Source organism: Micromonospora sp. NPDC050686, from assembly GCF_040654475.1.
Lineage (GTDB): Bacteria > Actinomycetota > Actinomycetes > Mycobacteriales > Micromonosporaceae > Micromonospora.
Window position 1 is genome coordinate 19007 of record NZ_JBFAID010000055.1, and the last position, 25767, is coordinate 44773.

Sequence of the window (25767 nt, forward strand, 5' to 3'; positions counted from 1 at the left end):
CGTGTAACCGGAGTCAACCGCGCGGGCGGGCGGCGTACGGGGAGGATCAGGTGACGGTGACCAGGGAACCGAGGCTCGACAAGCCTCCGCCCGGTGCGGCCGCAGCCGGGCCGCACGGCGACGGGCGGTCCGGGACGGTCGACTTCGACCAGCTCTACCACGCGCACTTCCGAGCGCTGACCATCCAGTTGACCGCCTACTGCGGTGACCTGCCGCAGGCGCAGGACCTGGTGCAGGAGGCGTTCTGCCGGGCGTTCGCCCGCTGGTCCCGGGTGTCCCGGTACGACGATCCGGTGGCCTGGGTCCGCCGGGTCGCCTGGAACCTGGCCACCAGCCGGTGGCGCCGACTCCGCACCGCCCAGTCCTTCCTGCACGGGCAGCGGCTGGAGCATGTGCCCGGTCCCGACCCGGACCGGGTGGCGCTGCACGCGGCCCTGGCGCAGCTGCCCGCCAACCACCGCCGGGCGGTGGTGCTGCACTACCTGGCCGACCTGTCCATCACCGAGATCGCGGCCCAGGAGGACGTGGCGGAGGGCACCGTCAAGTCCTGGCTGCACCGGGGACGAGCGGCGCTGGCCAGCCAGTTGGCCGCGACGAGCGAGGTGAACAACCGTGACTGAGTACGAGGACCGGCTGGTGGATGCCGAATTCACCGCGTACCGCGACGCGCTCGTCCCGGCCGTCCAGCCGGCCGGGCCGGACGCCGCCCGGGCCACCGTCCGGCGGCGCCGGCACCGGGCGATCGCCGTCACCGCCGCGGCCGTGGTGCTCGCGGTGGCCGTGCCGGTCGCCGGCCGGGCCGCCCTGGACCGGCAGCCCGGGCCGCCGGATCCGGGACCCGCGCAGACCGTCGAGCCGTCACCGACCGGCCCGGGCTCGCCGTCCCCGTCGACGGCACCGTCCTCGGCGCCCCCAACCTCCTCGCCCACCGGCTCCCCGGCCGGGTCCGCCGGCGCGGAGCCGCCGGCCGCGCCGGACGGCCGGATCAGCCGGGCCCAACTGCTCGCCGGGAAAGTCACCCTGCCGGCCTGGTCCCCCGACGAGTGCCAGGCCGACGGCGCGGTCCGACTGCGAAAGGCGGACGACGACGTCGGCGAGCCGGCCCTGGTCTCGCTGGCCCACGGCGACGTCGACGCCGACGGCGCCGACGAGACGGTGGCCCTGGTCGGCTGCCGGTACGGCGAGGCGGTCGGGAAGCAGGTGGTGGCCTTCGACCGGGACACCGCGGGCCGGATCGTCACCCTCGGCCGGGTGGCCCGGACCGGGGAGGGGCAGCGGGACATCCTGGCGTACGAGGTCACCGGCGGCGGGTCGGTCCGGGTGCGGGTGGCCGACATCCAACCCTGCTGCGATGTCCCGACGTACCTGACCCGGGACCAGTGGCGGACGTACCGGTGGCAGGGCGGCCGGTTCACCCAGACGGGCGGGCCGACGGCCTTCGGGCCGGACGGGCGGCTCACCGATCTGACCCTGACGGCCGGCGAGCTGGTCCTCGGCACGCCGGACGCGGCGGGGAAGCGGACCGGCTCGCTGACCCTCACCGTGGTGAACAAGGGCCCGGTCGACGTGCCGCAGCTGGGGTTCAGCAGCCTGGGCCGGCTGGGCGAGCGGGCCGGCGGGGACTTCGCGCAGTGCCGCGACCTGCCCGCGGTGGGACCGTACTGGGCCGACTGCGTGACGGGCGGGTTGCCCGCCGGGGAACGCCGAAGTTGGACGTTCCGCTTCCTGGTCGACGGGCCCACGTCCGACGGTGGCGCGACGGCCGTCCGGGTCGACCACTACGACGCGCAGAACAAGGGCTGGCCCGATCTCACCCAGCTGGACAACGCGGCCGACGTCCGCACCACGAACTGACTCGCCGCCGCCGTGCTCGCTCGCCCCGGCCGGAACCGCTCCGGCCGGGGCGACGTCGTCGCGGCGGCGGCCGTCACCAGGCCGGACGCTGGAGCAACCCGACGAACTCCACCAGCAGCCGTTCCCGCACCGCCACCGGAACCGCGTCGAGCAGCGTGTTCACCACCGCCATCCGCCCCGGCAGCGGCCCGCCCGCCGGGCCGCCGCCCAGGCCGAGGCCGGCGGCCAGCCCGGCGACCAGCTCCGGGGTGAGCGCCTCCGGGGTCAGCGCCCCGGCCAGCGCCAGCAGTTCCGCCGACAGCCGCACCGGCCCGGCCGTCCGGGCCGCCGCGACCGCGCCGGCCAGGTCCGGGCCGAACTCGGCCACCCGGGGGGCCACCGCCGCGGTCACGGTCAGGTGCACGCTGGCCGGCAGCCCGGCGTACGACAGCTGGGGCTGGGTGTGCCAGCCCCGCTCGGCCAGCTCGTCGACCAGCACGAACAGGTCCAGGTCGGGGTCGTCGGCGGTGAAGCAGACCACCGTCGACTCCGGCTCGGCCAGCAGCCGCAGCCCGTCGACCGCGCGGACCGCGGCGGCCAGCCCGCGCACCGCGTCCCGGGTCCGCTCCGCCAGCCGCAGGTAGCCGTCCGCGCCCAGGTGCCGCAGGGTGGCGTACGCGCCGGCGATCGGGCCGCCGGAGCGGGTGGAGGCGATCACCGGGTTGACCATCGTGTACCCGGGCCAGTCGGCGTACCCGAAGTACTGCGGAGCGCGCAGCGCGGGATCCCGGTGCAACAGCACCGACACTCCCTTCGGGGCGTACGCGTACTTGTGCAGGTCGACGGAGATCGAGGTGACCCCGTCGACGGCGAAGTCGAACGGGGGCACCGGCTCGCCGAGGCGACGCAGCCAGGGCAGCGCCCAGCCGCCGAAGCAGGCGTCCACGTGGCAGCGCACCCCGGCGGTGGCGGCCACCGCCGCGATCTCCGCGACCGGGTCGACCACGCCGTGCGCGTACGACGGGGCGGAGCAGGCCACCAGCACCGTCTCCGGGCGGATCGCGGCGGCCACGTCGGCCACCGCCGGCCGCAGGGTGGCCGGGTCCACCGGCACCCGGTCGAGCGCCACCCGCAGGTAGTGCGCGGCCTTGGCGAAGGCGGCGTGCCCGCTGGCCGGCACCACCAGCCGCGGCTCGGCGATCTCGGGCCGGGCGTCCCGGGCCGCCTTGACCGCCAGGATCAGCGACTCGGTGCCGCCGCCGGTGACGCTGCCGACCGCCTCCGGCGCGCTCGTGCCCGGCCCGCCGCCGAGCAGCCGGGCCGCCGCCCCGACCAGCGCGTTCTCCATCGCCAGCAGGGACGGGAAGGCGGTCGGGTCGAGCCCGTTGACGTGCGCGCTCTCCGCGTACGCGGCCCGCGCCAGCTCGTCCAGCCCGCCCACCCCCGGGTCGTAGACGTACGCGAACAGCCGTCCGCCGTGGGTGGGCCGGTCCCCGGCCCGCAGCGCGCGGATCTCGTCCAGCACCCGCCCCGCCGCCACCCCGCGCTCAGGCAGCGCGCTCCACTCTTCGTCGATCATGGACTTGTGGCGCCCTTCTTGTAGCGGTCAGCGGCTTTCCTCCCCCACCACAACTCCATGATCGTCGGAGCGGGGGGTGGGGGTGGGAGGGAGGGTGTAGGTGCGGAGCAGCACCACCGGGGTGGCTACCAGGAGGGCCGGCAGCAGGGTGAAGCCGAGCAGGACGCCGAGGCGGGCGGTGGCCGGCTGGGCCGCCGCGACCCCGGTGGACGAGGAGACGTAGCCGGAGAACTGGAGGACGAGGCCGTAGATGCCGGGGCCGAGGGCGAGGCCGAAGGTCTCCCCCGCCGTCCACAGTCCGGTGAACACGCCGGCCTGGCGGCGGCCGGTGCGGGCGGTGTCGTAGGCGATGCAGTCCGGCAGCATGGCCAGGGCGAAGACCTGCTGGCCGGCGTAGCCGGCGCCGATCAGCGCGACCACCGCGTACACCCCGGCGGCCGGCAGCGCCGGGGCGGCGACCAGGGCGGTCGCCCCGGCGGCGAAGAGCAGCGAGGCGGCGACCAGGCCGGCGCGCTTCCCCGCCCGGGCGCCGACCCGGGTCCAGAGCGGCATGACCAGCAGCGCCGGGCCGACGAAGCAGGCGAAGAGCAGGGTCGGGCCGGTGTCCGGAGCGGCCAGCACCTGGTCGGCGAAGTACTTCACCCCGGCCAGCACGGTCGCCACCCCGGCCGACTGCACCACGAAGCAGACCAGCAGCGCACGGAATGGCCGGTTGCCGGCGGCCACCGCGAGCTGGGCGCGCAGGCTCGGCTCGCTCTCCCCGGCCATCCCGACGGGCGCGGTCCGGGTGCCCAGGAAGGCCCCGACCGTGCCGGCCACGATCAGCGCGGCGACGAACAGGCCCATCCACCGGTGTCCCGGCACGCCCCCGCCACCGCCGGTCACCACCGCCGGGGCCACCGCCCCGGAGACCAGGATGGCCAGTGCCAGCACCGCGATCCGCCAGCCCATCATCCGGGTACGCTCCGCCGGGTCGGCGGTCAGCTCGGCCGGCATCGCCACGTACGGCACCTGGAAGAAGGCGAACGCCGTCGCGGTCGCCAGGAACGCCACCGCCACGTACGCCCCGGCGGCCGGCCCGGTCCCGAAGGGCGCGGCGAAGATCGAGGCGAAGAGCACCGCCAGGGCCAGCCCGCCGGCGAGCAGGTACGGCCGGCGGGGCCCCCAGCGGGACCGGGTGCGGTCGGAGATCCGCCCGGCGACCGGGTTGACCAACACGTCCCAGGCCTTCGGCAGCAGCACCAGCAGGGCTGCCATGCCCGCCGCGACGCCCAGCGTGTCGGTCAGGTACGGCAGCAGGAGCAGCCCCGGCACCGTCCCGAAGGCGCCGGTGACCAGGGAGCCCAGCGCGTACCCGAGGTGCACCCGGCGCGGCAGGCCCGAAACGGTCATGGAGCCGAATGCTACTCATGTTATGGCCTCGGTCACAGCCCTTCGTCCGGCTGCCAGGCGGCCGCCGGCATGTCGACCCCGGACGGGCGCAACGGGCAGCCCTCGGCGCGCAGCCGGGCCCGCGCCTCCCGCTCGTGCCCGGGCGGCAGCCGGCCGGCCGAGGTCACCACCCGGTACCAGGGCACCCCGCCCCCGTGCCGGGCCATGATCGAGCCGACCAGCCGGGCCGAGGCCCGTCCCGAGCGCTCGGCGAGCGCGTCGGCCACCGCCCCGTACGACATCACCCGGCCGGGCGGGATCCGCTCGACCAGCTCCAGCACCGCCTCGACGTACTCGTCAGGTGTCACGAGCTGTCAGAGTATGGGAACGGCGAGGGGAGTCGCGGACCCGAGCGCGCAGAATGGTCGGGTGCGCGAAGCAGTCACCTCGGCCCGGCGGGCCGTCGTCAAGATCGGGTCGTCCTCGCTGACCACCGCGACGGGCGGCCTGGACGAATCCCGGGTCGACGCGCTGGTCGACACGCTCGGCGCGCTGGCCGCCCAGGGGCGGGAGGTGGTGCTGGTCTCCTCCGGCGCGATCGCCGCCGGTCTCGCCCCGCTCGGCCTGCCCCGGCGCCCGCGCGACCTGGCCACCCAGCAGGCCGCCGCCAGCGTCGGCCAGGGGCTGCTGATCGGCCGGTACGCCGCCGCCTTCGCCCGGCACCGGCTGACCGTCGGGCAGGTGCTGCTCACCGTCGACGACGTGACCCGCCGCGCGCACTACCGCAACGCGTACCGGACCCTGCGCAAGCTGCTCGACCTGCGGGCGGTGCCGATCGTCAACGAGAACGACACGGTGGCCACCGAGGAGATCCGGTTCGGCGACAACGACCGGCTGGCCGCGCTGGTCGCCGCGCTGGTCGACGCCGACCTGCTGGTGCTGCTGTCGGACGTGGACGCGCTCTGGACCGGTGACCCGAGCCGGCCGGGCAGCAGCCGGATCACCGACGTACGCGGCGAGGCCGACCTGGCCGGGGTCGACATCGGCGGCGCCGGCCGGACCGGGGTGGGCACCGGGGGCATGGTCACCAAGGTCGAGGCGGCCCGGATCGCCACCGGCTTCGGCATCCCGGTGGTGCTCACCGCCGCGCCGCTGGCCGCGCCGGCCCTGGCCGGCGAGCCCGTCGGCACCTTCTTCCATCCGAGCAGCCGGCGCCCGGCCGCCCGGCTCTTCTGGCTGGCGCACGCCACCGCGCCCCGGGGGCGGCTGCACCTCGACCCGGGCGCGGTGCAGGCGGTGGTGAGCCGGCGCAAGTCGCTGCTGCCCGCCGGGATCACCGCGGTGGACGGCGCGTTCACCGCCGGCGACCCGGTCGACCTGGTCGACACGCAGGGTGCGCCGGTGGCCCGCGGGCTGGTCAACTACGACGCGGTGGAGCTGCCCGGGCTGCTCGGCCGATCCACCACGGAACTCGCCGCGGCCCTGGGCCCGGCCTACGAACGCGAGGTCGTCCACCGCGACGACCTGGTACTGCTGTAAGCAGGGGTCCCCGCTCAACACACGTCTGTCAAGCGGGGGCCCCGCCAAACACCTCAAGGAGTGCGCACATGAGTGTCGTCGAGCAGGCGCGGCGGGCCCGGGAAGCGGCGGCGGCCCTCGCGGTCGCCACCCGTACGGTGAAGGACGCCGCGCTGCACGCGATGGCCGACGCGCTGGTGGCGCGTACGCCGGAGATCCTGGCCGCCAACGAGGCGGACCTGGCGGCCGGGCGAGAGGCCGGGCTGACCGCGGCCGTGCTGGACCGGCTGGCGCTGGACGCGGGCCGGGTGGCGGGCATCGCCGACGCGCTGCGCCAGATGGCCGCGCTGCCCGACCCGGTCGGCGAGGTGGTCCGCGGCTCGACCCTGCCCAACGGGCTGGAGCTGCGGCAGATCCGGGTGCCGTTCGGCGTGGTCGGCATCATCTACGAGGCGCGGCCGAACGTGACCGTGGACGCCGCCGGGATCTGCCTGAAGTCCGGCAACGCGGCGCTGCTGCGTGGCTCGTCGTCCGCGGCGCACTCCAACGCCGCCCTGGTCGCGGTGCTACGGGACGCCGTCGCCGGGGCCGGGCTGCCGGCGGACGCGGTGCAACTGCTCGACGCGACCTCGCGCGACTCGGTCAAGGAGCTGATGCGCGCCCGGGGCCTGGTCGACGTGCTGATCCCGCGCGGCGGGGCGTCGCTGATCCGGACCATGGTCGAGGAGTCCACCGTGCCGGTGATCGAGACCGGGGTGGGCAACTGCCACGTCTACGTGGACGCCGCCGCCGACGTCGCGAAGGCCGTGGCGATCACCCTGAACGCCAAGACCCAGCGGCTGTCGACCTGCAACACCGCCGAGTCGCTGCTGGTGCACGCGGGAATCGCCGACGCCTTCCTGCCGCCGGTGCTGGCCGCGTTCGCCGCGGCCGGGGTGACCGTGCACGGCGACCCGCGGGTCGCGGCCCACTCCGCCGCCGTGCTGCCGGCCACCGAGGAGGACTTCGCCACCGAGTACCTCTCGGCGGACATCTCGGTCGCCGTGGTCGACTCGCTGGACGCGGCGGTCGCGCACATCCGGCGGTACGGCACCGGCCACACCGAGGCGATCGTCACCGACTCCCAGCCGGCGGCCCGGGAGTTCGTGGCCCGGGTGGATGCCGCGGCGGTCATGGTCAACGCCTCCACCAGGTTCACCGACGGCGGCGAGTTCGGCTTCGGCGCCGAGATCGGCATCTCCACCCAGAAGCTGCACGCCCGCGGCCCGATGGGCCTGCCCGAACTGACCAGCACCAAGTACGTCGTCACCGGCGACGCCCACCTCCGCTGACCGTGCCCCGCCCCGGGCTCGGCCACGCAACTTCAGGGAGGTTGTGGCCCCCCGGGCCGCGGGAGGGGCCAGCTTCCCGGAAGTTGCGGCCGGACCACGCGCGCCGGGAGCGCGGCGCGGGGGCGGGTCAGCGGGGGCGGCAGGCGCGGATGGCGGTGAGGGTGGTGTGCACGTCGAAGCGGTGGCCGTCGTCGCTGTCCCAACCGCCGTCGCTGCGTTGCGTCTCGGCGAGCCGGTTGCGCGCCCCGGCCAGCACCCACTCCTCGTCGCCCAGGCCGATCCGGCGCAGGGTGGCGGCCAGCCAGGCCACGTTGGACGGTGACAGCCGCGGGATCCGCTCGGCGAGCACCACCTGGATGCGCGCCGACTCGTAGAACATCTGCTGGCGGTGCAGCACCGCCGCGGCCAGCCAGCCGGTGGCCAGGAACGACGGCCAGCTCCCGTCGGGCGCGAGCTGCGCGGCGAGCAGCGTCGCCGCGGCCCGCACCACGCCGGCGTACGGGCCGCCGGTGGGGTCGTCGTACGGGCCGGCGGACCGGTCGGCGGGTCCCGCGACGCTGAGCCAGAACGCGGCACCCGCGGTGAGGTAGAGCCGGGCCGCCGGGTCGCCCGGCCGGGCCCACTCCGGCGCGGCCTCGGCCAGCCGCTCGTCCTCGTCCCAGCCGCCGTCGGGCAACTGCCGGCCGGCCAGCCAGTCCAGCGCGCGCCGTGCCGCCGGCCGGTCGAGGGCGCCCAGGTCGTCCAGCTCGACGAGCCGGAAGCAGGTGGCGTCGACGGAGGCGACCTGGGCGTCGGAGAGGGCGGGCCAGCCGCCGTCCGGGGTCTGCCCGGCCTCCGCCGCGTCGAGCACCTCGGCCGGCACCGGCGCACCGGTGCGCAGGCGGGAGAGGCGGGCGCGTTCCACCGGGTCGCCGTGCGCCACCACGTAGCCGACGGCCGCGTCCAAGTCCACCACGGCGGACACGTTAACGCAGGTTAACGCGAGTCCGCCTCGGCGGATCGGCCAGCGCCGGCCGGTCCGCCGAGGCGGGACGAGGGTGTGGCTCAGTACTCGGGCAGCGACGGGTCGATCTGCTTGATCCAGGAGAGCACGCCGCCCTGGACGTGCACCGCGTCGGCGAACCCGGCCGCCTTCAGCGCGGCGAGCGCCTCGGCGGAGCGGACCCCGGACTTGCAGTGCAGCACGATCTGCCGGTCCTGCGGCAGCTTCGCCAGCGCCTCGCCGGAGAGGATCTCGCCCTTGGGGATCAGGGTCGCGCCCGGGATGCGGACGATCTCGTACTCGGCCGGCTCGCGGACGTCGACCAGGAAGATGTCCTTGCCGGCGTCCTGCCACTCCTTCAGCTCGCGGGCGGTGATGGTGGCGTCGACCGCCGCCTCCTGCGCCTCGACGGAGACCGCGCCGCAGAAGTCCTCGTAGTCCTCCAGCAGGTCGGTGACAGTCGGGTTCTCGCCGCAGAGCACGCAGTTCGGGTCCTTCCGGACCTTGATCTTGCGGTAGCTCATCTCCAGGGCGTCGTAGACCATCAGCCGGCCGACCAGCGGCTCGCCGATGCCGGCGAGCAGCTTGATCGCCTCGTTGACCTGGATCGACCCGATCGACGCGCAGAGCACGCCGAGCACGCCGCCCTCGGCGCAGGACGGGACCATGCCGGGCGGCGGGGGCTCCGGGTAGAGGCAGCGGTAGCAGGGGCCGTGCTCGGCCCAGAACACCGACGCCTGGCCGTCGAACCGGTAGATCGACCCCCAGACGTACGGCTTGCCGAGCAGCACCGCCGCGTCGTTGACCATGTACCGGGTGGCGAAGTTGTCGGTGCCGTCGACGATCAGGTCGTACCCGGAGAAGATCTCGCGGACGTTCTCCCGGTCCAGCGCGGTGTTGTGGATCTCGACGTTGACCAGCGGGTTGATCTCGCGGACCGACGCGGCGGCGGACTCGGCCTTGGACCGGCCGACGTCGGAGACGCCGTGGATGACCTGGCGCTGGAGGTTCGACTCGTCGACGGTGTCGAAGTCGATGATGCCGAGGGTGCCGACGCCCGCGGCGGCGAGGTAAAGCAGGGCCGGCGAGCCCAGGCCGCCGGCGCCCACGCAGAGCACCCGGGCGTTCTTCAGCCGCTTCTGCCCCTCGACCCCGACATCCGGGATGATCAGGTGGCGGGAGTAGCGGCGGATCTCGTCTACGGTCAGCTCGGCGGCGGGCTCGACGAGCGGGGGCAACGACACGGTGGACTCCCCGGGTTCGGCGGTGGGACCGCGCCATTGTCGCTCGCCGCACCTGCCATCGGCCATGATGAGGGCCACCCCGCCCGGCATGCGGGAGCGGGAATAACTCAGACCCCCTCGGTCGGCTCCCCCTCGTACCGGGTCCCGTCGACGTACGGCCAGGCGTTCGCGACGCACCCGTCCAGGCCGTACGTCTGCTGCTGCATCACCGGCGCCGGGGCGCCGGGCCGGGGACAGCCCTGGTGCAGCTCGCCGAATTCGTGCCCGACCTCGTGGTTGATCACGTACGTCCGGTAGACCTCCAGCGGGGCGCCGTAGTCGGGCACCCCGTCCATCCAGCGCGCCAGGTTGATGATCACCTGGCCGGGCAGCCGGCACGAGGTGTAGCCCTCGGTGTGCAGGCCGCCCTCGGCGCACATTCGCTCGGACGTGCCGGGGGTGGCCAGATAGACGGTGAAGTCGGCGGTGTCCGCGTCGGCCACCCGCTGCACCCGCAGTCCGCCCGAGGCGGTCCAGCTCCGGTCGTCGCCGAGCACGTCGTCCACCTCGGCGGCGAAGGCGTCGGGGTCCCGGCCGCTGTCCCGTTCGACCGCCACCCGATAGCGGCGCAACTGCCCGCCGGAGCCCCGTACGGGTGAGGTGCCGGCCGCGGTGACGAACGACCCGGACCCGGTGGCCGGATAGCCGGCGGCGGTGTCCGGGTGCGGTGGCACGGCGTCGGGGTGGTTGGTCGCCCCGCCCCCGCCGCCCTGGGCGACGATCGTCTCGTCGCCCGCCGGCTCGCCGGTTGCGCCGACCCCGGTCACCTCGACCACCCCGACCACAGCGCCGAGCAGGGCCAGTCCGATCAGCGCGGCGCGGCGACGGCGCCGACGCATCCCGAGCCGGCGACGCACGACGTACGGGTTGGGCTGCGGGTCAGGCCGGACGGCCGGGCCCGGAGGGGACACGGGTGGCATGAGAACAGCATGACAGGCAATTCGGACTAAATCCGCCTCATTGCCATCTTTTGCCCCTCAGGCTCGCGGGCCGGTGTACCGCCGGCCGTTCAGGTAGGGCCACGGGTTGGGCCGGCAGCCGCCGAGGAAGAGGGTCTGCTGCTGCATCACCGGCGCCGGCCGTCCCGCCCCGGGGCAGCCCTCGTGCCGGTGCCCCAACTGGTGGCCCACCTCGTGGTTCACCACGTACCGGCGGTAGGTGTCCAGCGGGACGCCGGCAGCCACGAAGTGCGGCACCGAGGTACGCCACCGGTCCAGGTTCAGGACCACCTTCCCCGAGGTCCGGCAGGACGTGTACGGCCGGCCACCCACCCGGATGTCGACCCCGCCCGCCGCGCACATCCGGGCCGCCGTCCCCGCCGTGGCGAGGTAGACGGTGAAGTCCGCCCGCACCGCCGGGCCCACCCGCTGCAACCGCAGCCCACCGCCGTCCACCCAGCTCCCCGGCCCGGCCAGCGCGGCCTGCACCGCCGCGGCGAAGGCGGGCACCTCCTCGCCCGCCCCGACCTCGACCGCCACCCGGAACCGGCGCAGCACGCCCGAGCTGCCGAGCACCGGAGCAGGCTGCTCCGCGTACCCGAAGACGCCGCGACCGGTGGCCGGAACGGGCCCCGGCAACCGCAGCACCGGGGCGGGGTCGGCCACCCCGGCCACCAGCGGGGTCGCCTCCGGTCCGTCCCCGGCGGGACTCGTCGGAGGGCTCGGGCCCGGTCCGACCCCGGGGCTGGCCGGGCTCACGGCCGGGCTGGCTGGGCTCACGGCCGGGCCCGCCGGGCTCACCGCCGGGCTCGCCACGAACGGGTCGGGCACCGGCGTCGGCACGGCGGACGGCGACACCGTCGGCGGTACGGCGAGGGCGGCGGCCCCGGACCGGTCCGTGGCGGCGGAGACGCCGGCCCCGGCCAGCGCGGTGGCGGCCACGACGGCAAGCAGCAGCGAACGACGCCAGCGGCCGGCCGGGGCGCGGGCCCGGTCGACGGGGGAAGAATGCTCACGAAGCGGTGGCCGCACGGCGGCGCCGCGACGGGGGATATTCGGGGACATCCCGGTCAGCTTGCCATGTCCGGCCGGACTTCCGCCTCCGCCGCCTCGGCGAGCAGACCCAGCACCGCGCGGGCCACCAGCCGGGGCACCTCCAACTGCGCCACGTGCCCCACCCCGCGCAGCATCAGCAGCCGGCTGTCCGGGATCACCCGCGCCGTCCGCTCCGCCACCCGTACGTCCACCAGCCGGTCGGCCAGGCCGCCCACCACCAGCGTCGGGGCCCGCACCGCCGCCGCGATCCGCCAGAGCGAGCCCGGCCCCGGCAGGTACGCCCGCAGGAAACAGGAGACGATCCCGCGGAAGGTCCGGACGTACGCGGCGGCGTAGTGCGCCGCCTCGTAACGCACCTTGATCTCCTCCAGCGCCTCCTGCCGGCGCTGGGCACTGATCCGGGTGACGTCCGCGACGCACGATGTGATCACCTGCTCGGCCATCACCTCCGGCGCGATCTGGGCCAGCCGCCAGGCGGCGAGCCGTTCCCCGCGCGGCACCGCCAGCAACGGCAGCATCCGGCCCTGCAACGACCGGCGCGGGTCGAGGAACGGCAGGGCCGGCGACACCAGGGTGAGCGTACGGACCAGGTCGGGGCGCAGCCCCGCCACCCGGACGGCGACCGCGCCGCCCAGCGAATTGCCGAACAGGTGCACCGGGCCCCGCCCGGAGTGCTCGATCCAGCGGACCACCCGGTCGGCGAAGGCCGCGACGGTGTAGCGCCGGCCCGGCTCGCTGCGGCCGAAGCCCGGCAGGTCGATGGCCTGCCCGTCGAGCCGGTCGGCCAGCAGCCCGGCCAGGTCCGTCCAGTTCTGTGCGGACCCGCCGAGCCCGTGCACGTAGAGCGCCGGTTCCGCGCCGGAACGGGTGGCCGGGGTGTCCCGGACGTAGGTCACCGTGCCGTCGAGGCGTACCTCCCGGCCCGGCCAGGGCGGTGGCACGTGGTGCGCGGGGAGGAGGTGGTCGGGCTCCAGGGCGGCGCGCTTCATGCCTCCCAGTCTGCCCGCGCCGACCGGTCCCGGCCCGTCGAGGAGGCCGGTTCGCCCGACCTGGACCGGCATCCGGCGCGAGTGGCGCGGGCCGGTCAGGCCAGCAGCGCCTCGAGCCGGCGGTTGATCGCCGCCAGGGTCGCGCGTACCACCGCCTGGCGCTGGTCGCCGGCGACCAGCGCCGAGCCGGCGAGCTGCTCCACCCAGCCGTCGCAGACCAGGAGCACGACCACTGTGGCCACCTCGCAGTTGCCGAACGGCACCACCGCCGCATGCTCCACGAAGCAGCGCCCCCGGCCGGCGGGGTGGTGCGCGCCGCCGAGCAGCTCGTCCACCGCCGCGGCGGCGGCCACCGCACAGAGCCGCAGCACGTACCCGTCCACGGCCGGCCCGGTGGAGTGACCCTCGGCGGTCTCCTCCCCGGCGATCAGGCGCACCTCGACCGTGGCGTCCAGCCCGAACGTGCTGACCTGCACATGGTCGATCACCACCCGCGGCCCGGGCACGCCGCCGGTGTCCAGCGGGCGGGAGGGGGCCGTCTCCGTGGTGGTCATCTGGCCGCCCGAGTACGAGGCGCCGACCGTGACCGGGCTGCCGGTGGCGGTGACCGGCGCGGTCGTGGCGAACGCCTCCGCCACGCTGGCCCGGCCCCGGTGCGGGCCGCCCGACCGGCGGCGGCCCGACGGCTCGGCTCCGGGATCGGCGCCCGGGCCGGAGACCGGCCGCACCGCGCCCGGCTCGGCCACGGACCGGACGCCGGTCGACCCGGTGTCCTCGGCGCGAGGTGTGGTCGACCCGGCCACCTCGGCGGGGGCGGCCGGCGGACCGGTGACCTCGGCGGGAGGCGTCGTCGACGCCGGCTCCTCGACGGCACGCCGGGCGACGTACCAGTCACCGGGCTGGCCGGGCCGACGGTCGGCGGCCGGCTCCGCGGCCCGGGCGGTCGGCTCCACGGCCGGCCTGGTCCGCTCCGCGGCCGCGGTGGTGGACTCCGCGGCCGGGGTGGTCGGCTCGGCGGCGGCCCGGGTGGCCGGGCCGCGGCCCTGGTCGGCGCGGGACTCGGTGGACCGGCGGCGGACCGGGGGTGCGGGCGCGGCCGACGCGCCCGGCAGGTTCTGCGGGGCGGCGGCCAGCCCCATCCGTTCCTGGAGCAACCGGGCCACCTGGCGGCTCACCTCGGCCGGGTCGGCGCCGTCGGCAAGATCGAGGCGCAGGCTGTGCGCGCCGGCGGGAGTGCGGCGCAGCGCCGCGTCCCGCACCCCGGCCACCCCACGTACGGCCTCCAGGATGGCGTTGACGTCGAAGCCCTCCGGCCGCTCCCGCAGCGGCGCGGGCTCGTCCTCCCGACGAAGGTGGGTGGCGATGCGAGCGAGTTCGGGGGTCTCGGCGGATGGCTCCACGGCTGGCGGCTCCGGCACTACGGGCACGTCCGGTTCGGCGGGGACGCGCTGCGGCAGCACGGCCGGGGTCGACTCCGGGCGGGGCGCGTCCGCCACGGTCTGCGGGGCGGGTGCCGGCTCCGGTGCGGACCGGCGACCGGCGTAGGGCGGCGCGCTGGTCGGGGCGGAAGGGCGGGCGGGGTGGGGCGGGGCGCTGGTCGGGGCGGAAGGGCGTTCCGGGTCGGACGGGTCGCCGGCGGCGGACGCGCGAACGGCGTCGAGCGCGGCGGAGAAGTCGCCGGATGCGGACGCACCGCTGGCGGGCGGCGGGGTGGCGGTGGACCCGTCGGTCCGGGTGGCGTCGGCGGGCGGCGCGGTGACCGGCTCCCCGGCCGCCCGGCGCCGGATCGGCCGAACCGTGCGGTCGTCGCCGGGCGGCTCCGGCGCGGGGGCCGGGCGGGACGCCGAGCGGGCCCAGGCGGGCCGGTCCACCGTGGACGCCCCGCTCCGCCCCGCCGGCGCCTCCGCCGCCGCCGGCCGGCCCGGCTCGTCGGTGCGGGGCACCTCGTACGGCCGCGCGGGCTCCGCGGGCACCGGCTCGTACGGCCGCCCGGCCTCGGACCGGACCGGCTCGTACGGCCGCTCCGGCTCGGCGCGCGGCGGCTCGTACCCGGGGGCCGGCTCCGGACGGGCCCGGCGCCCGGTCGGAGGCTCGTCCTCGCCGGACCACGACGCGGGGGCCCAGCCCTCGCCCCAGCTCGACCGGTTCCAGTTCGGGGCGGCCCACGGCTCCTCGGTGGGGCGGGCCGGCGCGGGATCGGGGCGGGACGGATCGGCGGCGAACCGGTCGGCCCAGGCGGGCGACTCGGCGTCCGGGTCGGCGGCCCGGTCGTGCGCGGCCCGGTCGACGGCGGCCCGGTCGTGCGCGGCCCGGTCGACGGCGGCCCGGTCGTGCGCGGCCCGGTCGACGGTGGGCGCGTGGAAGCCGGGCGGCACCTCGAAGCCGGAGGCGGTGGTGCCCACCGGTGGGATCTGCACGGCCGGCGGGGCGGAGGACGGCACGGTCCCGTCGCCCCAGCGGGTGGGACGGTTGGCGGGCGGGTCCTCCGAGGAGTGCCGGGCGGGGCCGGCGGTCGGGTCGGCCGACTGCTCCAGCGGGGGCGCCGGGCGCTGCGCCGGAACGGCCAGCCGGTCCCCGCCACCGTCCCGGTACGCCTCGGCCGTCTCCCGGTACGCCTCGGCGGCGGACCGGGGATCGGCGGCCGGCCACGGCTCCGCACCGAGCCCTGGCGGAGCGCTGAGCCCGGGCGGGGCGCTGAGCCCGGGCGGGGCGCTGAGCCCGGGCGGGGCGCTGAGCCCGGGCGGAGCGCTGACCGGGGCGGGGCGGGTCGGGGGCATTTCGTCGCCGTGATCGGTGCCGTTGACGTGGGGGCGGCCGTTGAGCCGGGCCGGTGGCGCGGTGGCCGCGGGCGGGCCGGGCAGCGCGGCCGGCAGGTCGCCGTGGCGCGGTGACGAGGCGGCCCAGCCACCCGCCGGGCCGGTCTGCCGCCAGGGCGGCGCCGACTCCTCGGGCTGGCCGACGTCGCCGCCCCGGGTCCAGCCGGCCGCCGGAGGCTCCCAGCCGCTGACCGGGCGGACCAGGTCGTCCTGCCGACCCGTGCCGTCGCCCTGCTCTCCCGGGGTGGGGGCTCCGGGTTGCCCTGAATCACTCACCGCGCGCTCCTTGGTAGCCCCCGCTGAGGCTACCGTGTGGTGACAGTGGCGATAAGTTACAGCGGCGGGCCAATTCCGCGACGGGTCCACCTACCCTGACCGGTTCGGGTGATTGATGCCGGCTCGTACGAAGAAACTCGGAGGTTCCCATGACCGCTGTGGGGAACGGTGCGCAGACCGCCGGCCGGCCCACCCGACTGCCGCGTTCGGCACGTCGCAAGCAGCTGCTCGCGGCCGCGCAGGAGGTGTTCGTCGCCCAGGGGTACCACGCCGCCGCGATGGACGACATCGCCGAACGGGCCGGCGTCTCGAAGCCCGTGCTGTACCAGCACTTCCCGGGCAAGATGGAGCTGTACCTGGCGCTGCTGGACACGCACTGTGACGCGATCGTGGCCAAGGTGCACGACGCGATGCGGGGGACCAGCGACAACAAGGAGCGGGTCAGCGCCTCGGTGCGCGCCTATTTCGATTTCGTCGACCACGAGAGCGAGGCGTTCCGCCTGGTCTTCGAGTCGGACCTGCGCAACGACCCGGCGGTGCGCCAGCGCGTCGAGCGGGTCGAGCAGGGCTGCATCGCGGCGATCACCGACACCATCATCTCGGACACCGGGGTGAGCCGGGCGCACGCCGAACTGCTCGCCTCCGGGCTGGTCGGCGCGGCGGAGACCGCCGCCCAGTTCTGGCTGGCCGGTGGCCGGCAGGTGCCGAAGGCGGAGGCCGAGGCGCTGGTGGCCGCGCTCTCCTGGCGCGGCATCGCCAGCTTCCCCCTGCAGGGTGAGTCAGCCTGAACATCCTGCGCCGAGATCGGATAGCCTTTTCCACGGCGGCACTTTCGCCCGGATGAGGAGGCACAGTGGAGGTCAAGATCGGCGTCCAGTACGCGCCGCGTGAGCTGGTACTGGAGAGCGCGCAGTCGCCGGCCGAGATCGAGCAGATCGTGACCGACGCCATCGCCAAGGGCGAGGGGACGCTGTCCCTGACCGACGAGAAGGGCCGGCGCGTGATCGTGCCGGTCGGCAAGGTCGCCTACGTCGAGATCGCGGAGGCGTCCCCGCGGGCGGTCGGCTTCACCGTCCGCTGACCCGGCCGCCGTCCCGCGGCGACCGGGTCGCTGCGGGACGGCTGCTCAGTTGTTCAACCCGACGGCCGCCATCCGGGCGGCGTGCCGGCTGGTCAACTCCCGGAACAGCGCCGGCACGTCCAGCCCGTCCCGGCTGATCAGCGCGGTCAGCGCCCCCCGATCCGCGGCCGCCACCCGGCCGGCCTGGGAGAGCGCCTCGCCGACCAGGCGGCGCGCCCACATCGACAGCCGGTTCGCCACCCGTGGGTCGGTCTCGATCGCGGCCCTGATCTCCGCCGCGGCGAACTCCGCGTACCGGGACTCGTGCAGCACGTCCCCGATCAGCCCCCGGTACGGCTCGTCGAGCCGCTCGGCGATCTCGCCGAGGAAGTCGTCGGTGATCGCGTCCCCGACGTACGCCTTGGTGACCGCCTCGGGCCAGTCCCTCGGCTCGGTCGAGTCGTGGTACGCCCGCAGCGCCGCCACGTACGGCTCCATCACCTCCTCGGGCGCCACGCCCAGGGCGGTGAGCTGGTCCGCCAGCCGCCGGTAGTTGCCGATCTCGGCGGCGGCCAGCTCGCTCAGCGCGGCGCGTCGGCGCAGGTCGGGCGCGAGCCGGGCGTCGGCGGCGAGCCGGTCGAAGGCGAGCAGTTCGCCGTACGCGACCAGGCCGAGCAGGTCGACGGGGGCGTGCTCGGACAGCGCGGACACGGAGCGCAGATTACCGCCCGGCGGGGCGTTCCGGACACCCCTGCGTGTGGCGCAGGTAACAGGGAACACGCCCGGCAGACGGCGTGTTGTCATTGGCCGAGACCGCTGGCCAGCGGCTCAGGTAGTATTCAACAGTTGCCGTGGGCGCCGATCGTTTGAGTCCGGCCCCCGGCGCGCGTGCGGCCCGGTGCGGCGTTGGCAGTTTCCGCCCACCGTGTGGCCCGCGCCAAACCGACAGCGCCCTGCTGGACATGCCGGGGCGCACCCACGAGAGGGCACCCCCAGATCCAGATGAGCGAGCAGATTTCCGAACTCACAGAGGGCCCCGTACTGGCCCCCACCGCCCCGGTCCGTCCGGAGGCGCCCACCTTCGCCGCGCTCGGCGCCCGGCAGGAGACCGTCGAGGCCCTGGCCGCCGCCGGCATCACCCGCGCCTTCGCCATCCAGGAGTACGCGATCCCGATCGCGATGCGCGGCACCGATATGATCGGCCAGGCGCCGACCGGCACCGGCAAGACCCTCGGTTTCGGCGTACCGCTGTTGGAGCGGGTCTTCGCGCCGGGCGAGGGCAGCGACGGCGTGCCGCAGGCACTGGTCGTCGTCCCCACCCGCGAGCTGGGCATCCAGGTCGCCAAGGACCTGTCCGCCGCGGGCAGCACCCGGGGCGTCCGGGTGCTGCCGATCTACGGTGGCGTGGCGTACGAGCCGCAGGTCGAGGCGCTCCGCAAGGGCGTGGAGATCCTGGTCGGCACGCCGGGCCGGCTGCTGGACCTGTCCAAGCAGAAGCACCTGCGGTTGGACCGGGTGCACGCCCTGGTCCTCGACGAGGCGGACCGGATGCTCGACCTGGGCTTCCTGGACGACGTCGAGCGGATCCTGGCGATGCTGCCGGAGGACCGGCAGACGATGCTCTTCTCGGCCACCATGCCGGACCCGATCGTCACCCTGTCCCGGCGCTTCCTGCGCCACCCGATGACGATCCACGCCGGGCACACCGCCGAGACCGGCCCGAACCCGCGGACCAAGCAGCTGGCCTACCGCACCCACTCGATGAACAAGGTCGAGATCGTGGCGCGGATCCTCCAGGCCGAGGAGCGCGGGCTCACCATGATCTTCACCCGCACCAAGCGGGCCGCCGATCGGGTCGCCGAGGATCTCGACTTCCGGGGCTTCGCGGTGGCGGCGGTGCACGGTGACCTCGGGCAGGGCGCCCGGGAGCGGGCGCTGCGGGCGTTCCGGGCCGGCAAGATCGACACGCTGGTCGCCACCGACGTGGCGGCCCGGGGCATCGACGTCAGCGGCGTCACCCACGTCATCAACTACGACTGCCCCGAGGACCAGGACACCTACACCCACCGGATCGGGCGTACCGGTCGGGCCGGCGCCAGCGGCGTCGCGGTGACCTTCGTCGACTGGGACGACATGCCCCGCTGGCGGATCATCGACAAGACCCTCGGCCTGGACATGCCGGAGCCGCCGGAGACGTACCACACCTCCCCGCACCTCTACACCGACCTGGACATTCCCACCGAGGTGACCGGCACCCTGCCGACCGCCGAGCGCACCCGGGCCGGGCTCTCCGCCGAGGTCGAGGAGGACCTCGGCGGCGGCCGGTTCCGGCGCGGCGAAGGCCGCGGCCGTGGCGAGGGTCGGGGTCGGGGCGAGGGCCGGGGTCGGGGCGAGGGCCGGGGTCGGGGCGAGGGCCGGGGTCGGGGCCGGGGTGAGGGCGGTACCCGCACCGACGCCCCGGACGCCGAGGCGCCGGTCGAGACCGCCGGCGAGGAGGACGGACGTACCCCGCGCCGCCGGCGTCGCCGCCGGGCCGGCGAGGTCGTCGCGGGCGAGCCGACCGCCGTGGTCAGCGCCGACGCGGGTGCCGCCGAGCCGGCCGCCGGGTCCGCCGAGGGCGGGCAGCCGCCGAAGCCGCGCCGCCGCCGGCGCCGTCGTGGTGGCGGTTCCGGTGCGGGTACGCCGGCCGAGGCGTCGACCGCCGACTGATCTCCCACGCATCCTGACATCCCCCGTGCCGGCTGCTCCGGTACGGGGGATGTCGCACTCTGCGTCCGGTGGCCGCCGGACGCGATCCGGCCCCGACCCGCAGCTCGCGGACGCCGGGCAGCTCGCGGAACGTCGACGCCGGGCTGCCGAGCCGGCAGGCTTTGCTCTGCTTCAGCCGGCGCAACACTTTTGGCCGCGCGGTGTTGCCTCCGCTGCAGCAGTGCAAAGGCGGCGGGACCCGCACCCACCTGCGGCTGGCGACGGCGAGCCGTCAGCCGGGAAGGATGATGGAGCTATGCCGGAACCACTGGACGCCGCCCTGACCGAGGTCCGGGCCCTGCTGCTCGACCCCGCCCTGACCCGGGCGGTGGCCGCCGGGCGCCGCAAGGGGCAGCGCCCCTCGGTGGTCCGCGCCGAGCTGCGGCCGGTGACCCTGAAGGCGGGGCCCCGGATCCAGATCTCCACCTCGGACGGGAGCCGCCCGTACACCCGCAACGTCTCCCCCGGCGCGGAGGCCGACGCGGCGGTGGACGCGCTGCTGGCCGAGCCGTTCGGCAACTGGCACGTGGAGACGACCGGCGCCACCCTGCAACTCCGGGTGACCAAGTCCGGCGAGGCGCAGGTCCACCGGGCGGCGGCGGACCGGCCGGCGCCGGCCGCCGAGGAGCACGACCGGGCCAAGGATTGGCTGCTGGACCCGGGTGACCCGCTCTTCGCGGAGATCGGCGGGTCGGCCGCCAAGCGGCGGCAGGTCGACGCGTTCCTCCGGGCGCTGGCGGCGACCCTGCCGGACGACCTGGACGGGCCGCTGCGGGTGGTCGACCTGGGCTGCGGCAACGCGTACCTGACCTTCGCCGCGTACCGCTGGCTGGCCCAGCGGGGCCTGGCCGTGGAACTGGTCGGGGTGGACGTCCGCGAGGACCAGCGCCGGCGCAACACAAAACTGGCGCAGCGGCTGGGCTGGGCCGACCGGGTGCGGTTCGTCGCCGGCACGATCGCCGACGCGGTGGTCGAGCCGGCACCGGACCTGGTGCTCGCGCTGCACGCCTGCGACACGGCGACCGACGAGGCACTGGCCCGGGCGGTGCGCTGGGGCGCCCGCTGGGTGCTCGCCGCGCCCTGCTGCCACCACGACCTCGCCGCCCAGCTGCGCTCCCGGCCCGCCCCCGCGCCGTACGAGCTGCTCACCCGGCAGGGCATCCTGCGCGAGCGCTTCGCCGACGTGCTCACCGATTCGGTACGCGCCGCGCTGCTCCGGCTGCACGGTTACCGGGCCGAGGTGGTGGAGTTCGTCGACTCCCAGCACACCCCGCGCAACCTGCTGATCCGGGCCCGGCGTACCGGGGCGGCACCGACCCCGGAGCAGCGGGCGGAATACCGGACGCTGGTCGAGCAGTGGCAGTTGACCCCACGCCTGGAGACGCTGCTCGCGCCGCGCTGAGCCGCCTGGTCAGCGGCGGCGGTCGCCGCCCCGGAGCCCGCCTGGTCAGCGGCGGCGGTCCCGGCTCCGGTCGAACGCGGACACCCGCTCGCCCGGGGCCCGCTCGGCGGGCCGGTCGCCCTCCGGCGAAAGGGTCGGGAACGGCACCACCTTGGCGGGGGCGTCGGCGTTGCCCGCGGCGGTGAAGGCGTTCCAGGAGATGTCGACCAGCAGCCGCTTCAGCTCGGCGTGCCGCTCCGCCGCGTTGCGTTGCAGGGCCAGCCGGCACCCGAGGATCACGCCGACGAGGGTGGTGGCGACGGCGCCGGTGGCGGCGAAGACCGCCGCGCCGGTCGCCGGGCCACCGGCCAGCACCAGCACGAGCAGCCAGCTCCAGAATCCGGCGGCGAAGACGGCGGCCTTCCCCACGAAGAGGAGGCTCACCGCACCCGGGCGGTGCGGCAGCGGGCGGGTCGTTTCGGCCATGCTGCTCCTCCGCGGTTCGATCGGCCTGCGGGCGTCGCCACCGACACTAGTTGACGCGGGACAAGCAAACACCTGGCCAAACGGCGTCGATGTCCAGTGGATGGGATGATCGGGCAATTGCGCGAAGGAGACGCCGTACTAGTCTCGTAGGCGCACCGTCCGGTCGGCCGAAAAGGGAAGATCCCACAGGGACATGGCAGCCGCAGAGGTATCGCCGCAGATGGCCTTCGCCCGTTTCGTACGTCGGGCCATCGACGACGCGCGCGGCGAGCGTGGCTGGACGGTCACCGACCTCGCCGCGCACACCGGCGTCGGCCGCTCGACGGTCTTCCGCTGGCTGGCCGGCGACTGGCAGGACTACCCCGAGCTGGCCAAGGTGCGGGGCTTCTGCGCCGCCCTCGACCTGCCGGTGGCGGCCGCGTTCCGGGCGCTGGGCCTGCCCGACGCCGGCACCCCGCCGCGCCGCCGCGCCGACGACTCGCCGGTCGAGGCGGACGTGCGGGTGATCCTGGAGCGGCTGGCCGACCCCACCGTGCCGGCCGAGGAGAAGCACCACATCCGCGACCTGCTGCGCTACCTGGCCCGCCGCCCGATCCGCCGGGCGAGCTGACCGCCGAGTCAGCTCACGGTGACGGTGAACTCGGCGGTACGCACCACGCCGGCCACCTGGAAGTCGAAATAGAGCCGGTAGCGTCCCGGCCCCGAGGCGGTGAGCCAGAACGTCACCGCGTCCCCGGCCGGCGCCGGCTCCGGGTGCACGTGCAGGTAACCGAGGTCGCCCTCGCGCAGCGCCACCAGGTGCCCGTACGCGCCGAGGTAACGCTCCAGCGCGGCCGGGGTGTCGCCGGTGCGGACCGTGAAGGCCAGCGGCACCGCCGTGCCGACCTCCGGGACACCCCGGTAGCCGACGGTGAAGCCGTCGACGGTCGTGGTGGTGGTCGGGGCGGGCAGCGGGCGGGGCCGGTAGTCGCCGGGGGCCGCCAGGTCCACCCCGAGGGTCGCCGGGGTCTGCCGGCCGTCGTCGGCCACCGCGGTGAAGTCCGCGTACGCCCGCCAGACGCCCGGCTCGGCCAGGGTCAACGGCACCGACCAGGTGCCGTCCGGCGCCATGGCCGGATGCAGGTGCTGGTAGCCGGTGAGATCCCGGCGCACCACGATCAGGTGCAGCGGCTTGTCGTGCACGATGGCGAAGCGGGTGACCGGGCGCCGCCGCTCGTCGCGGATCTGGAACCGGAACTCGCCGGCCCGGCCGGCGGTGAGGTCCGCGCTCACCGGAGCGAGGGTGTAACCGGACGCGCTGACCGACAACCCGTCGGCGGCGGCCGGGTCCGGCTGGCCGGCGACGGCCGAGCCGTGCTGGTGGGCGCCGGTGCCCGGCGCGTGGCTGTGCTCCCCGCCGGACGTGCTCCCGGCGGCCGTGGCGCCGGCCGGCGTCGCGCCGGTCCGCGCATCCGGGCCGGGACTGGCCCGGCCGAGGCCGAAGCCGAGCAGGACGGCGAGCACCAGACCGCCGACGGTGAGCGCCAACCGCAGCGTGCCCCGGTCCACCCCGTCCGGCTGCGGGCTCCCGTCGCCCGGCGGGTCGTCCGGGTGGCGGTCGGCGGGCGCCGGCCGTTCCCCACCCACCGGCGGGTGCGGGACGGAGAGCTGCTCGGGCATAGGCTCACGGTACCGGCGCGGCCCGGCCCGTCCCGCCGACCACGGCCGGTCGTGGCGATGGTCGCAATCGACGCCCACCGGGAACTGTCCGGCCGTCCTGCCCACCCTGAGGTTTCACGGCGGGCGTGCCACGAGCGACACCGCGCCGGGCGGGCCAGTCGGCCGAGTTAGGCAGGCCGAGGGCGGGGTCAGCCGGCCAGGGCCAGGGCCAGCGGCAGCACGTCGGGGGCGCCGGCCCGGCGCAGCAGCCGGGCCACCATGGCCACCGTCCAGCCCGAGTCGACCAGGTCGTCGACGAGCAGCACCGGCCCGTCCAACGCGGCGAGGGCGCCGGCCAGCTCGTCCGGGACGGTGAAGGCGTCGTGCAGCGCGCGTACCCGCTGGGCGCTGTTGCCGCGCGGGCCGCCGGCGCCCGGCGGGCCGGTCGGGACGACCCGGCCGAGCAGCGGCAGCCGGCCCACCGTGGCGATCCGTTCGGCCAGCGAGTCGACCAGCGCCGGGTGGGTGCGGGAGCCGACGGCCACCAGGCCGGCCGGGCGGCGCGGCCACGGGTCGTCGCCGTGCGCCCAGGCCTTGAGCACCTCGACCACGGCCGCCGCCACGTCGTCGGGGACCGGGCCGTCCGCCGCCTCCGGCCCGACCAGACCGCGCAGCCGCCCACCCCAGCCGAGGTCGGAGAGCCGGCCCACGGCCCGGCCGGGCAGCGCCTGCTCGGTCGGGGGGATCCGGCCCTTCAGGGGTACGCCCACCGCCTCCAGGCCGGTCGGCCAGAGCTTCTTCGGAGCGATCTCCACGCCGGGGCGGCCGAGGAAGGTCTGCGCGGCGGTCAACGCGGCGGCGGAGACCTCGGTGCCGAACAGGGCGCCCGCGCAGTTGTCGCACCGGCCGCAGTCGCCCGCCCCGGCGTCGTCCAGGCACTCCCGCAGGTAACGCATCCGGCAGCCGGACGTGGCCGCGTACTCCCGCATGGCCTGCTGCTCGGCGGTGCGCGCCTGGGCGACGCGGCGCAACCGGGCCTCGTCGTAGACCCACGGCTCGCCGGTGGCGAGCCAGCCGCCGCGCACCCGGCGGACCGCGCCGTCCACGTCGAGCACCTTCAGCATCAGCTCCAGCCGGGCCCGGCGCAGGTCGACGATCGGTTCGAGGGCCTGGGTGGACATCGGCCGGTCGGTGGGCAACGCGGCGAGCACCGCCCGGACCTGCTCCTCGGGCGGGAACGCCAGCGAGGCGAAGTATCGCCAGATGGCCGCGTCCTCGACGCCCGGCAGCAGCAGCACCTCGGCGTGCTCGACGGCCCGGCCGGCGCGGCCGACCTGCTGGTAGTAGGCGATCGGCGAGGGCGGCGCGCCGAGGTGCACCACGAACCCGAGGTCCGGCTTGTCGAAGCCCATCCCGAGCGCGCTGGTGGCGACCAGCGCCTTGATCTTGTTGTCCAGCAGGTCCTGCTCGGCGGCGCGGCGGTCGGCGTCCTCGGCCTGCCCGGTGTACGCGGCCACCGACCAGCCTCGGAGGCGCAGGAACTCGGCGGTCTCGGTGGCCGCCGCCACGGTCAGCGTGTAGATGATCCCCGACCCGGGCAGCCCGTCCAGGTGATCGGCGAGCCAGGCCAGCCGGTGCGCCGGGCTGGGCAGGTCGAGCACGCCCAACCGCAGCGACTCCCGGTCGAGCGTGCCGCGCAGCACCAGGGCGTCGCCCAACTGCTCGGCCACGTCCTGGGTGACCCGGGTGTTGGCGGTGGCGGTGGTGGCCAGCACCGGCGTCCGCTCCGGCAGGTTGCCGAGGAAGGTACGCAGCCGTCGGTAGTCGGGCCGGAAGTCGTGCCCCCAGTCGGAGACGCAGTGCGCCTCGTCCACCACCAGCAGCCCGGTGGTCGCGGCCAGCTTCGGCAGCACCGAGTCGCGGAAGTCCGGGTTGTTCAGGCGTTCCGGGCTGATCAGCAGGACGTCCACCGCCCCGGCGTGGATCTCCGCGGTGATCTCGTCCCACTCGTCCAGGTTCGCCGAGTTGATGGTGCGGGCCCGGATGCCGGCGCGCGCCGCCGACTCGACCTGGTTGCGCATCAGCGCCAGCAGCGGCGAGACGATCACCGTCGGGCCATGCTCGCCGCTCTCCCGCAGCAGCGCGGTGGCCACGAAGTAGACGGCGGACTTGCCCCAGCCGGTGCGCTGCACGCAGAGCACCCGCCGCCGGTCCACCACGAGCGCCTCGATCGCCCGCCACTGGTCCTCCCGCAGCCGGGCGTGCTCGCCGGCCAACCGGCGCAGCACCGCCTCGGCCCGCTCCCGTACCGCCGCCCGATCGTCACCCATCCGGCATTTCTACCAGGTGCAAGGAGGGGGCCCCGGTTAACGCATTCTGTATAGGAGAGGGCCCCGCTCAACAGACGTCTGTTGAGCGGGGGGGACCGGCGGATGAAGAATGTCGACGGGATCACCGCGACGCAGCGACAACGAGACCGAGG

21 protein-coding genes and 1 pseudogene are annotated in these 25767 nt (G+C 75.8%); 9 read left to right on the plus strand and 13 right to left on the minus strand.

Translation table 11 applies throughout. The features are described 5' to 3' along the window. Nucleotides 1-50 precede the first annotated feature (50 nt). Together AB0H57_RS26920 and AB0H57_RS26925 are read left to right on the plus strand one after the other, a co-directional pair. The gene (locus AB0H57_RS26920; RefSeq protein ID WP_357511110.1) at nt 51-620 is read left to right on the plus strand and encodes a SigE family RNA polymerase sigma factor; all 570 of its coding nucleotides are present in this window, start codon (nt 51-53) and stop codon (nt 618-620) included. Beyond that, complete coding sequence (locus AB0H57_RS26925; protein WP_357511112.1) at nt 613-1854, plus strand: hypothetical protein; 1242 nt, start codon at nt 613-615, stop codon at nt 1852-1854. The genes AB0H57_RS26920 and AB0H57_RS26925 overlap by 8 nt, the downstream gene beginning before the upstream one ends. Nucleotides 1855-1927: 73 nt before the next feature. On the opposite strand, the gene AB0H57_RS26930 is transcribed toward AB0H57_RS26925, so the two are convergent. The 3 genes from AB0H57_RS26930 to AB0H57_RS26940 are packed head-to-tail and all read right to left on the minus strand — an operon-like array spanning nt 1928 to nt 5151. Further along, nucleotides 1928-3412 carry an aspartate aminotransferase family protein gene (locus tag AB0H57_RS26930; RefSeq protein WP_357511114.1) on the minus strand — a complete coding sequence of 495 codons (1485 nt, stop codon included), beginning with the start codon at nt 3410-3412 and terminating at the stop codon, nt 1928-1930. Nucleotides 3413-3439: 27 nt separating this feature from the next. After that, complete coding sequence (locus AB0H57_RS26935; protein WP_357511116.1) at nt 3440-4804, minus strand: MFS transporter; 1365 nt, start codon at nt 4802-4804, stop codon at nt 3440-3442. A gap of 32 nt (nt 4805-4836) precedes the next feature. Then, on the minus strand, nt 4837-5151 hold the full coding sequence (locus tag AB0H57_RS26940) for an MGMT family protein (RefSeq protein WP_357511118.1): 315 nt from the start codon (nt 5149-5151) through the stop codon (nt 4837-4839). Nucleotides 5152-5212: 61 nt separating this feature from the next. Between AB0H57_RS26940 and proB the strand changes: the two genes are divergently transcribed. Then, nucleotides 5213-6322, plus strand: a complete 1110-nt coding sequence (gene proB / locus AB0H57_RS26945) for a glutamate 5-kinase (protein ID WP_357511120.1) — start codon at nt 5213-5215, stop codon at nt 6320-6322. 68 nt (nt 6323-6390) lie between these two features. Continuing rightward, a complete protein-coding gene (locus AB0H57_RS26950) occupies nt 6391-7632 on the plus strand; it encodes a glutamate-5-semialdehyde dehydrogenase (RefSeq protein ID WP_357511122.1) in 1242 nt (413 codons plus the stop codon). A gap of 127 nt (nt 7633-7759) precedes the next feature. Here AB0H57_RS26950 and AB0H57_RS26955 read toward each other — a convergent pair. From AB0H57_RS26955 to AB0H57_RS26980, 6 genes and pseudogenes are all read right to left on the minus strand, one after another. Next, a pseudogene (locus AB0H57_RS26955) lies at nt 7760-8599 on the minus strand (prenyltransferase/squalene oxidase repeat-containing protein); the annotation flags it as partial. A gap of 77 nt (nt 8600-8676) precedes the next feature. Continuing rightward, the gene (gene moeZ / locus AB0H57_RS26960) at nt 8677-9924 is read right to left on the minus strand and encodes an adenylyltransferase/sulfurtransferase MoeZ (RefSeq protein WP_357511124.1); all 1248 of its coding nucleotides are present in this window, start codon (nt 9922-9924) and stop codon (nt 8677-8679) included. A gap of 41 nt (nt 9925-9965) precedes the next feature. Next, nucleotides 9966-10817: a DUF3152 domain-containing protein gene (locus AB0H57_RS26965; protein WP_357511126.1), complete on the minus strand. Its 852-nt coding sequence runs from the start codon at nt 10815-10817 to the stop codon at nt 9966-9968. Between the two features lie 57 nt (nt 10818-10874). Further along, nucleotides 10875-11900: a DUF3152 domain-containing protein gene (locus AB0H57_RS26970; RefSeq protein ID WP_357511128.1), complete on the minus strand. Its 1026-nt coding sequence runs from the start codon at nt 11898-11900 to the stop codon at nt 10875-10877. Between the two features lie 5 nt (nt 11901-11905). Further along, nucleotides 11906-12880 (minus strand): alpha/beta hydrolase, encoded by a 975-nt coding sequence (locus AB0H57_RS26975; RefSeq protein WP_357511130.1) that lies wholly within the window; start codon nt 12878-12880, stop codon nt 11906-11908. A 95-nt stretch (nt 12881-12975) separates the two neighbouring features. Continuing rightward, complete coding sequence (locus AB0H57_RS26980) at nt 12976-14853, minus strand: Daple (protein ID WP_357511148.1); 1878 nt, start codon at nt 14851-14853, stop codon at nt 12976-12978. A gap of 1268 nt (nt 14854-16121) precedes the next feature. On the opposite strand from AB0H57_RS26980, the gene AB0H57_RS26985 reads away from it, so the two are divergent. Both AB0H57_RS26985 and AB0H57_RS26990 read left to right on the plus strand, forming a co-directional pair. After that, nucleotides 16122-16760: a TetR/AcrR family transcriptional regulator gene (locus AB0H57_RS26985; protein ID WP_354964845.1), complete on the plus strand. Its 639-nt coding sequence runs from the start codon at nt 16122-16124 to the stop codon at nt 16758-16760. Nucleotides 16761-16825: 65 nt separating this feature from the next. Next, entirely contained in the window at nt 16826-17053 is a 228-nt protein-coding gene (locus AB0H57_RS26990; protein ID WP_357511132.1) for a DUF3107 domain-containing protein, read from the plus strand. Nucleotides 17054-17098: 45 nt separating this feature from the next. On the opposite strand, the gene AB0H57_RS26995 is transcribed toward AB0H57_RS26990, so the two are convergent. Continuing rightward, a complete protein-coding gene (locus tag AB0H57_RS26995; RefSeq protein WP_357511134.1) occupies nt 17099-17743 on the minus strand; it encodes a ferritin-like fold-containing protein in 645 nt (214 codons plus the stop codon). Nucleotides 17744-18034: 291 nt separating this feature from the next. On the opposite strand from AB0H57_RS26995, the gene AB0H57_RS27000 reads away from it, so the two are divergent. Both AB0H57_RS27000 and AB0H57_RS27005 read left to right on the plus strand, forming a co-directional pair. Next, entirely contained in the window at nt 18035-19741 is a 1707-nt protein-coding gene (locus tag AB0H57_RS27000; protein WP_357511136.1) for a DEAD/DEAH box helicase, read from the plus strand. Nucleotides 19742-20036: 295 nt separating this feature from the next. Beyond that, entirely contained in the window at nt 20037-21182 is a 1146-nt protein-coding gene (locus AB0H57_RS27005) for an SAM-dependent methyltransferase (protein WP_357511138.1), read from the plus strand. 45 nt (nt 21183-21227) lie between these two features. Here AB0H57_RS27005 and AB0H57_RS27010 read toward each other — a convergent pair whose 3' ends face one another. Further along, on the minus strand, nt 21228-21647 hold the full coding sequence (locus AB0H57_RS27010; RefSeq protein ID WP_357511140.1) for a hypothetical protein: 420 nt from the start codon (nt 21645-21647) through the stop codon (nt 21228-21230). Nucleotides 21648-21840: 193 nt separating this feature from the next. On the opposite strand from AB0H57_RS27010, the gene AB0H57_RS27015 reads away from it, so the two are divergent. After that, on the plus strand, nt 21841-22257 hold the full coding sequence (locus AB0H57_RS27015) for a helix-turn-helix domain-containing protein (protein ID WP_357511142.1): 417 nt from the start codon (nt 21841-21843) through the stop codon (nt 22255-22257). A gap of 8 nt (nt 22258-22265) precedes the next feature. Here the strand turns inward: AB0H57_RS27015 and AB0H57_RS27020 are convergent, their stop codons facing one another. Then, nucleotides 22266-23306: a hypothetical protein gene (locus AB0H57_RS27020; protein ID WP_357511144.1), complete on the minus strand. Its 1041-nt coding sequence runs from the start codon at nt 23304-23306 to the stop codon at nt 22266-22268. 188 nt (nt 23307-23494) lie between these two features. Then, complete coding sequence (locus AB0H57_RS27025; protein WP_357511146.1) at nt 23495-25615, minus strand: RecQ family ATP-dependent DNA helicase; 2121 nt, start codon at nt 25613-25615, stop codon at nt 23495-23497. Nucleotides 25616-25767 lie beyond the last annotated feature (152 nt).

Bases quoted from the DNA above. Each gene is read 5' to 3' on its own strand.
- AB0H57_RS26930 (WP_357511114.1), bottom strand. From the start codon at position 3,412: ATGATCGACGAAGAGTGGAGCGCGCTGCCTGAGCGCGGGGTGGCGGCG.
- AB0H57_RS26935 (WP_357511116.1), bottom strand. From the start codon at position 4,804: ATGACCGTTTCGGGCCTGCCGCGCCGGGTGCACCTCGGGTACGCGCTG.
- AB0H57_RS26950 (WP_357511122.1), top strand. From the start codon at position 6,391: ATGAGTGTCGTCGAGCAGGCGCGGCGGGCCCGGGAAGCGGCGGCGGCC.
- moeZ (WP_357511124.1), bottom strand. From the start codon at position 9,924: ATGGCCGATGGCAGGTGCGGCGAGCGACAATGGCGCGGTCCCACCGCC.
- AB0H57_RS26965 (WP_357511126.1), bottom strand. From the start codon at position 10,817: ATGCCACCCGTGTCCCCTCCGGGCCCGGCCGTCCGGCCTGACCCGCAG.
- AB0H57_RS26970 (WP_357511128.1), bottom strand. From the start codon at position 11,900: ATGTCCCCGAATATCCCCCGTCGCGGCGCCGCCGTGCGGCCACCGCTT.
- AB0H57_RS26975 (WP_357511130.1), bottom strand. From the start codon at position 12,880: ATGAAGCGCGCCGCCCTGGAGCCCGACCACCTCCTCCCCGCGCACCAC.
- AB0H57_RS26985 (WP_354964845.1), top strand. From the start codon at position 16,122: ATGACCGCTGTGGGGAACGGTGCGCAGACCGCCGGCCGGCCCACCCGA.
- AB0H57_RS27000 (WP_357511136.1), top strand. From the start codon at position 18,035: ATGAGCGAGCAGATTTCCGAACTCACAGAGGGCCCCGTACTGGCCCCC.
- AB0H57_RS27005 (WP_357511138.1), top strand. From the start codon at position 20,037: ATGCCGGAACCACTGGACGCCGCCCTGACCGAGGTCCGGGCCCTGCTG.
- AB0H57_RS27010 (WP_357511140.1), bottom strand. From the start codon at position 21,647: ATGGCCGAAACGACCCGCCCGCTGCCGCACCGCCCGGGTGCGGTGAGC.
- AB0H57_RS27015 (WP_357511142.1), top strand. From the start codon at position 21,841: ATGGCAGCCGCAGAGGTATCGCCGCAGATGGCCTTCGCCCGTTTCGTA.
- AB0H57_RS27020 (WP_357511144.1), bottom strand. From the start codon at position 23,306: ATGCCCGAGCAGCTCTCCGTCCCGCACCCGCCGGTGGGTGGGGAACGG.
- AB0H57_RS27025 (WP_357511146.1), bottom strand. From the start codon at position 25,615: ATGGGTGACGATCGGGCGGCGGTACGGGAGCGGGCCGAGGCGGTGCTG.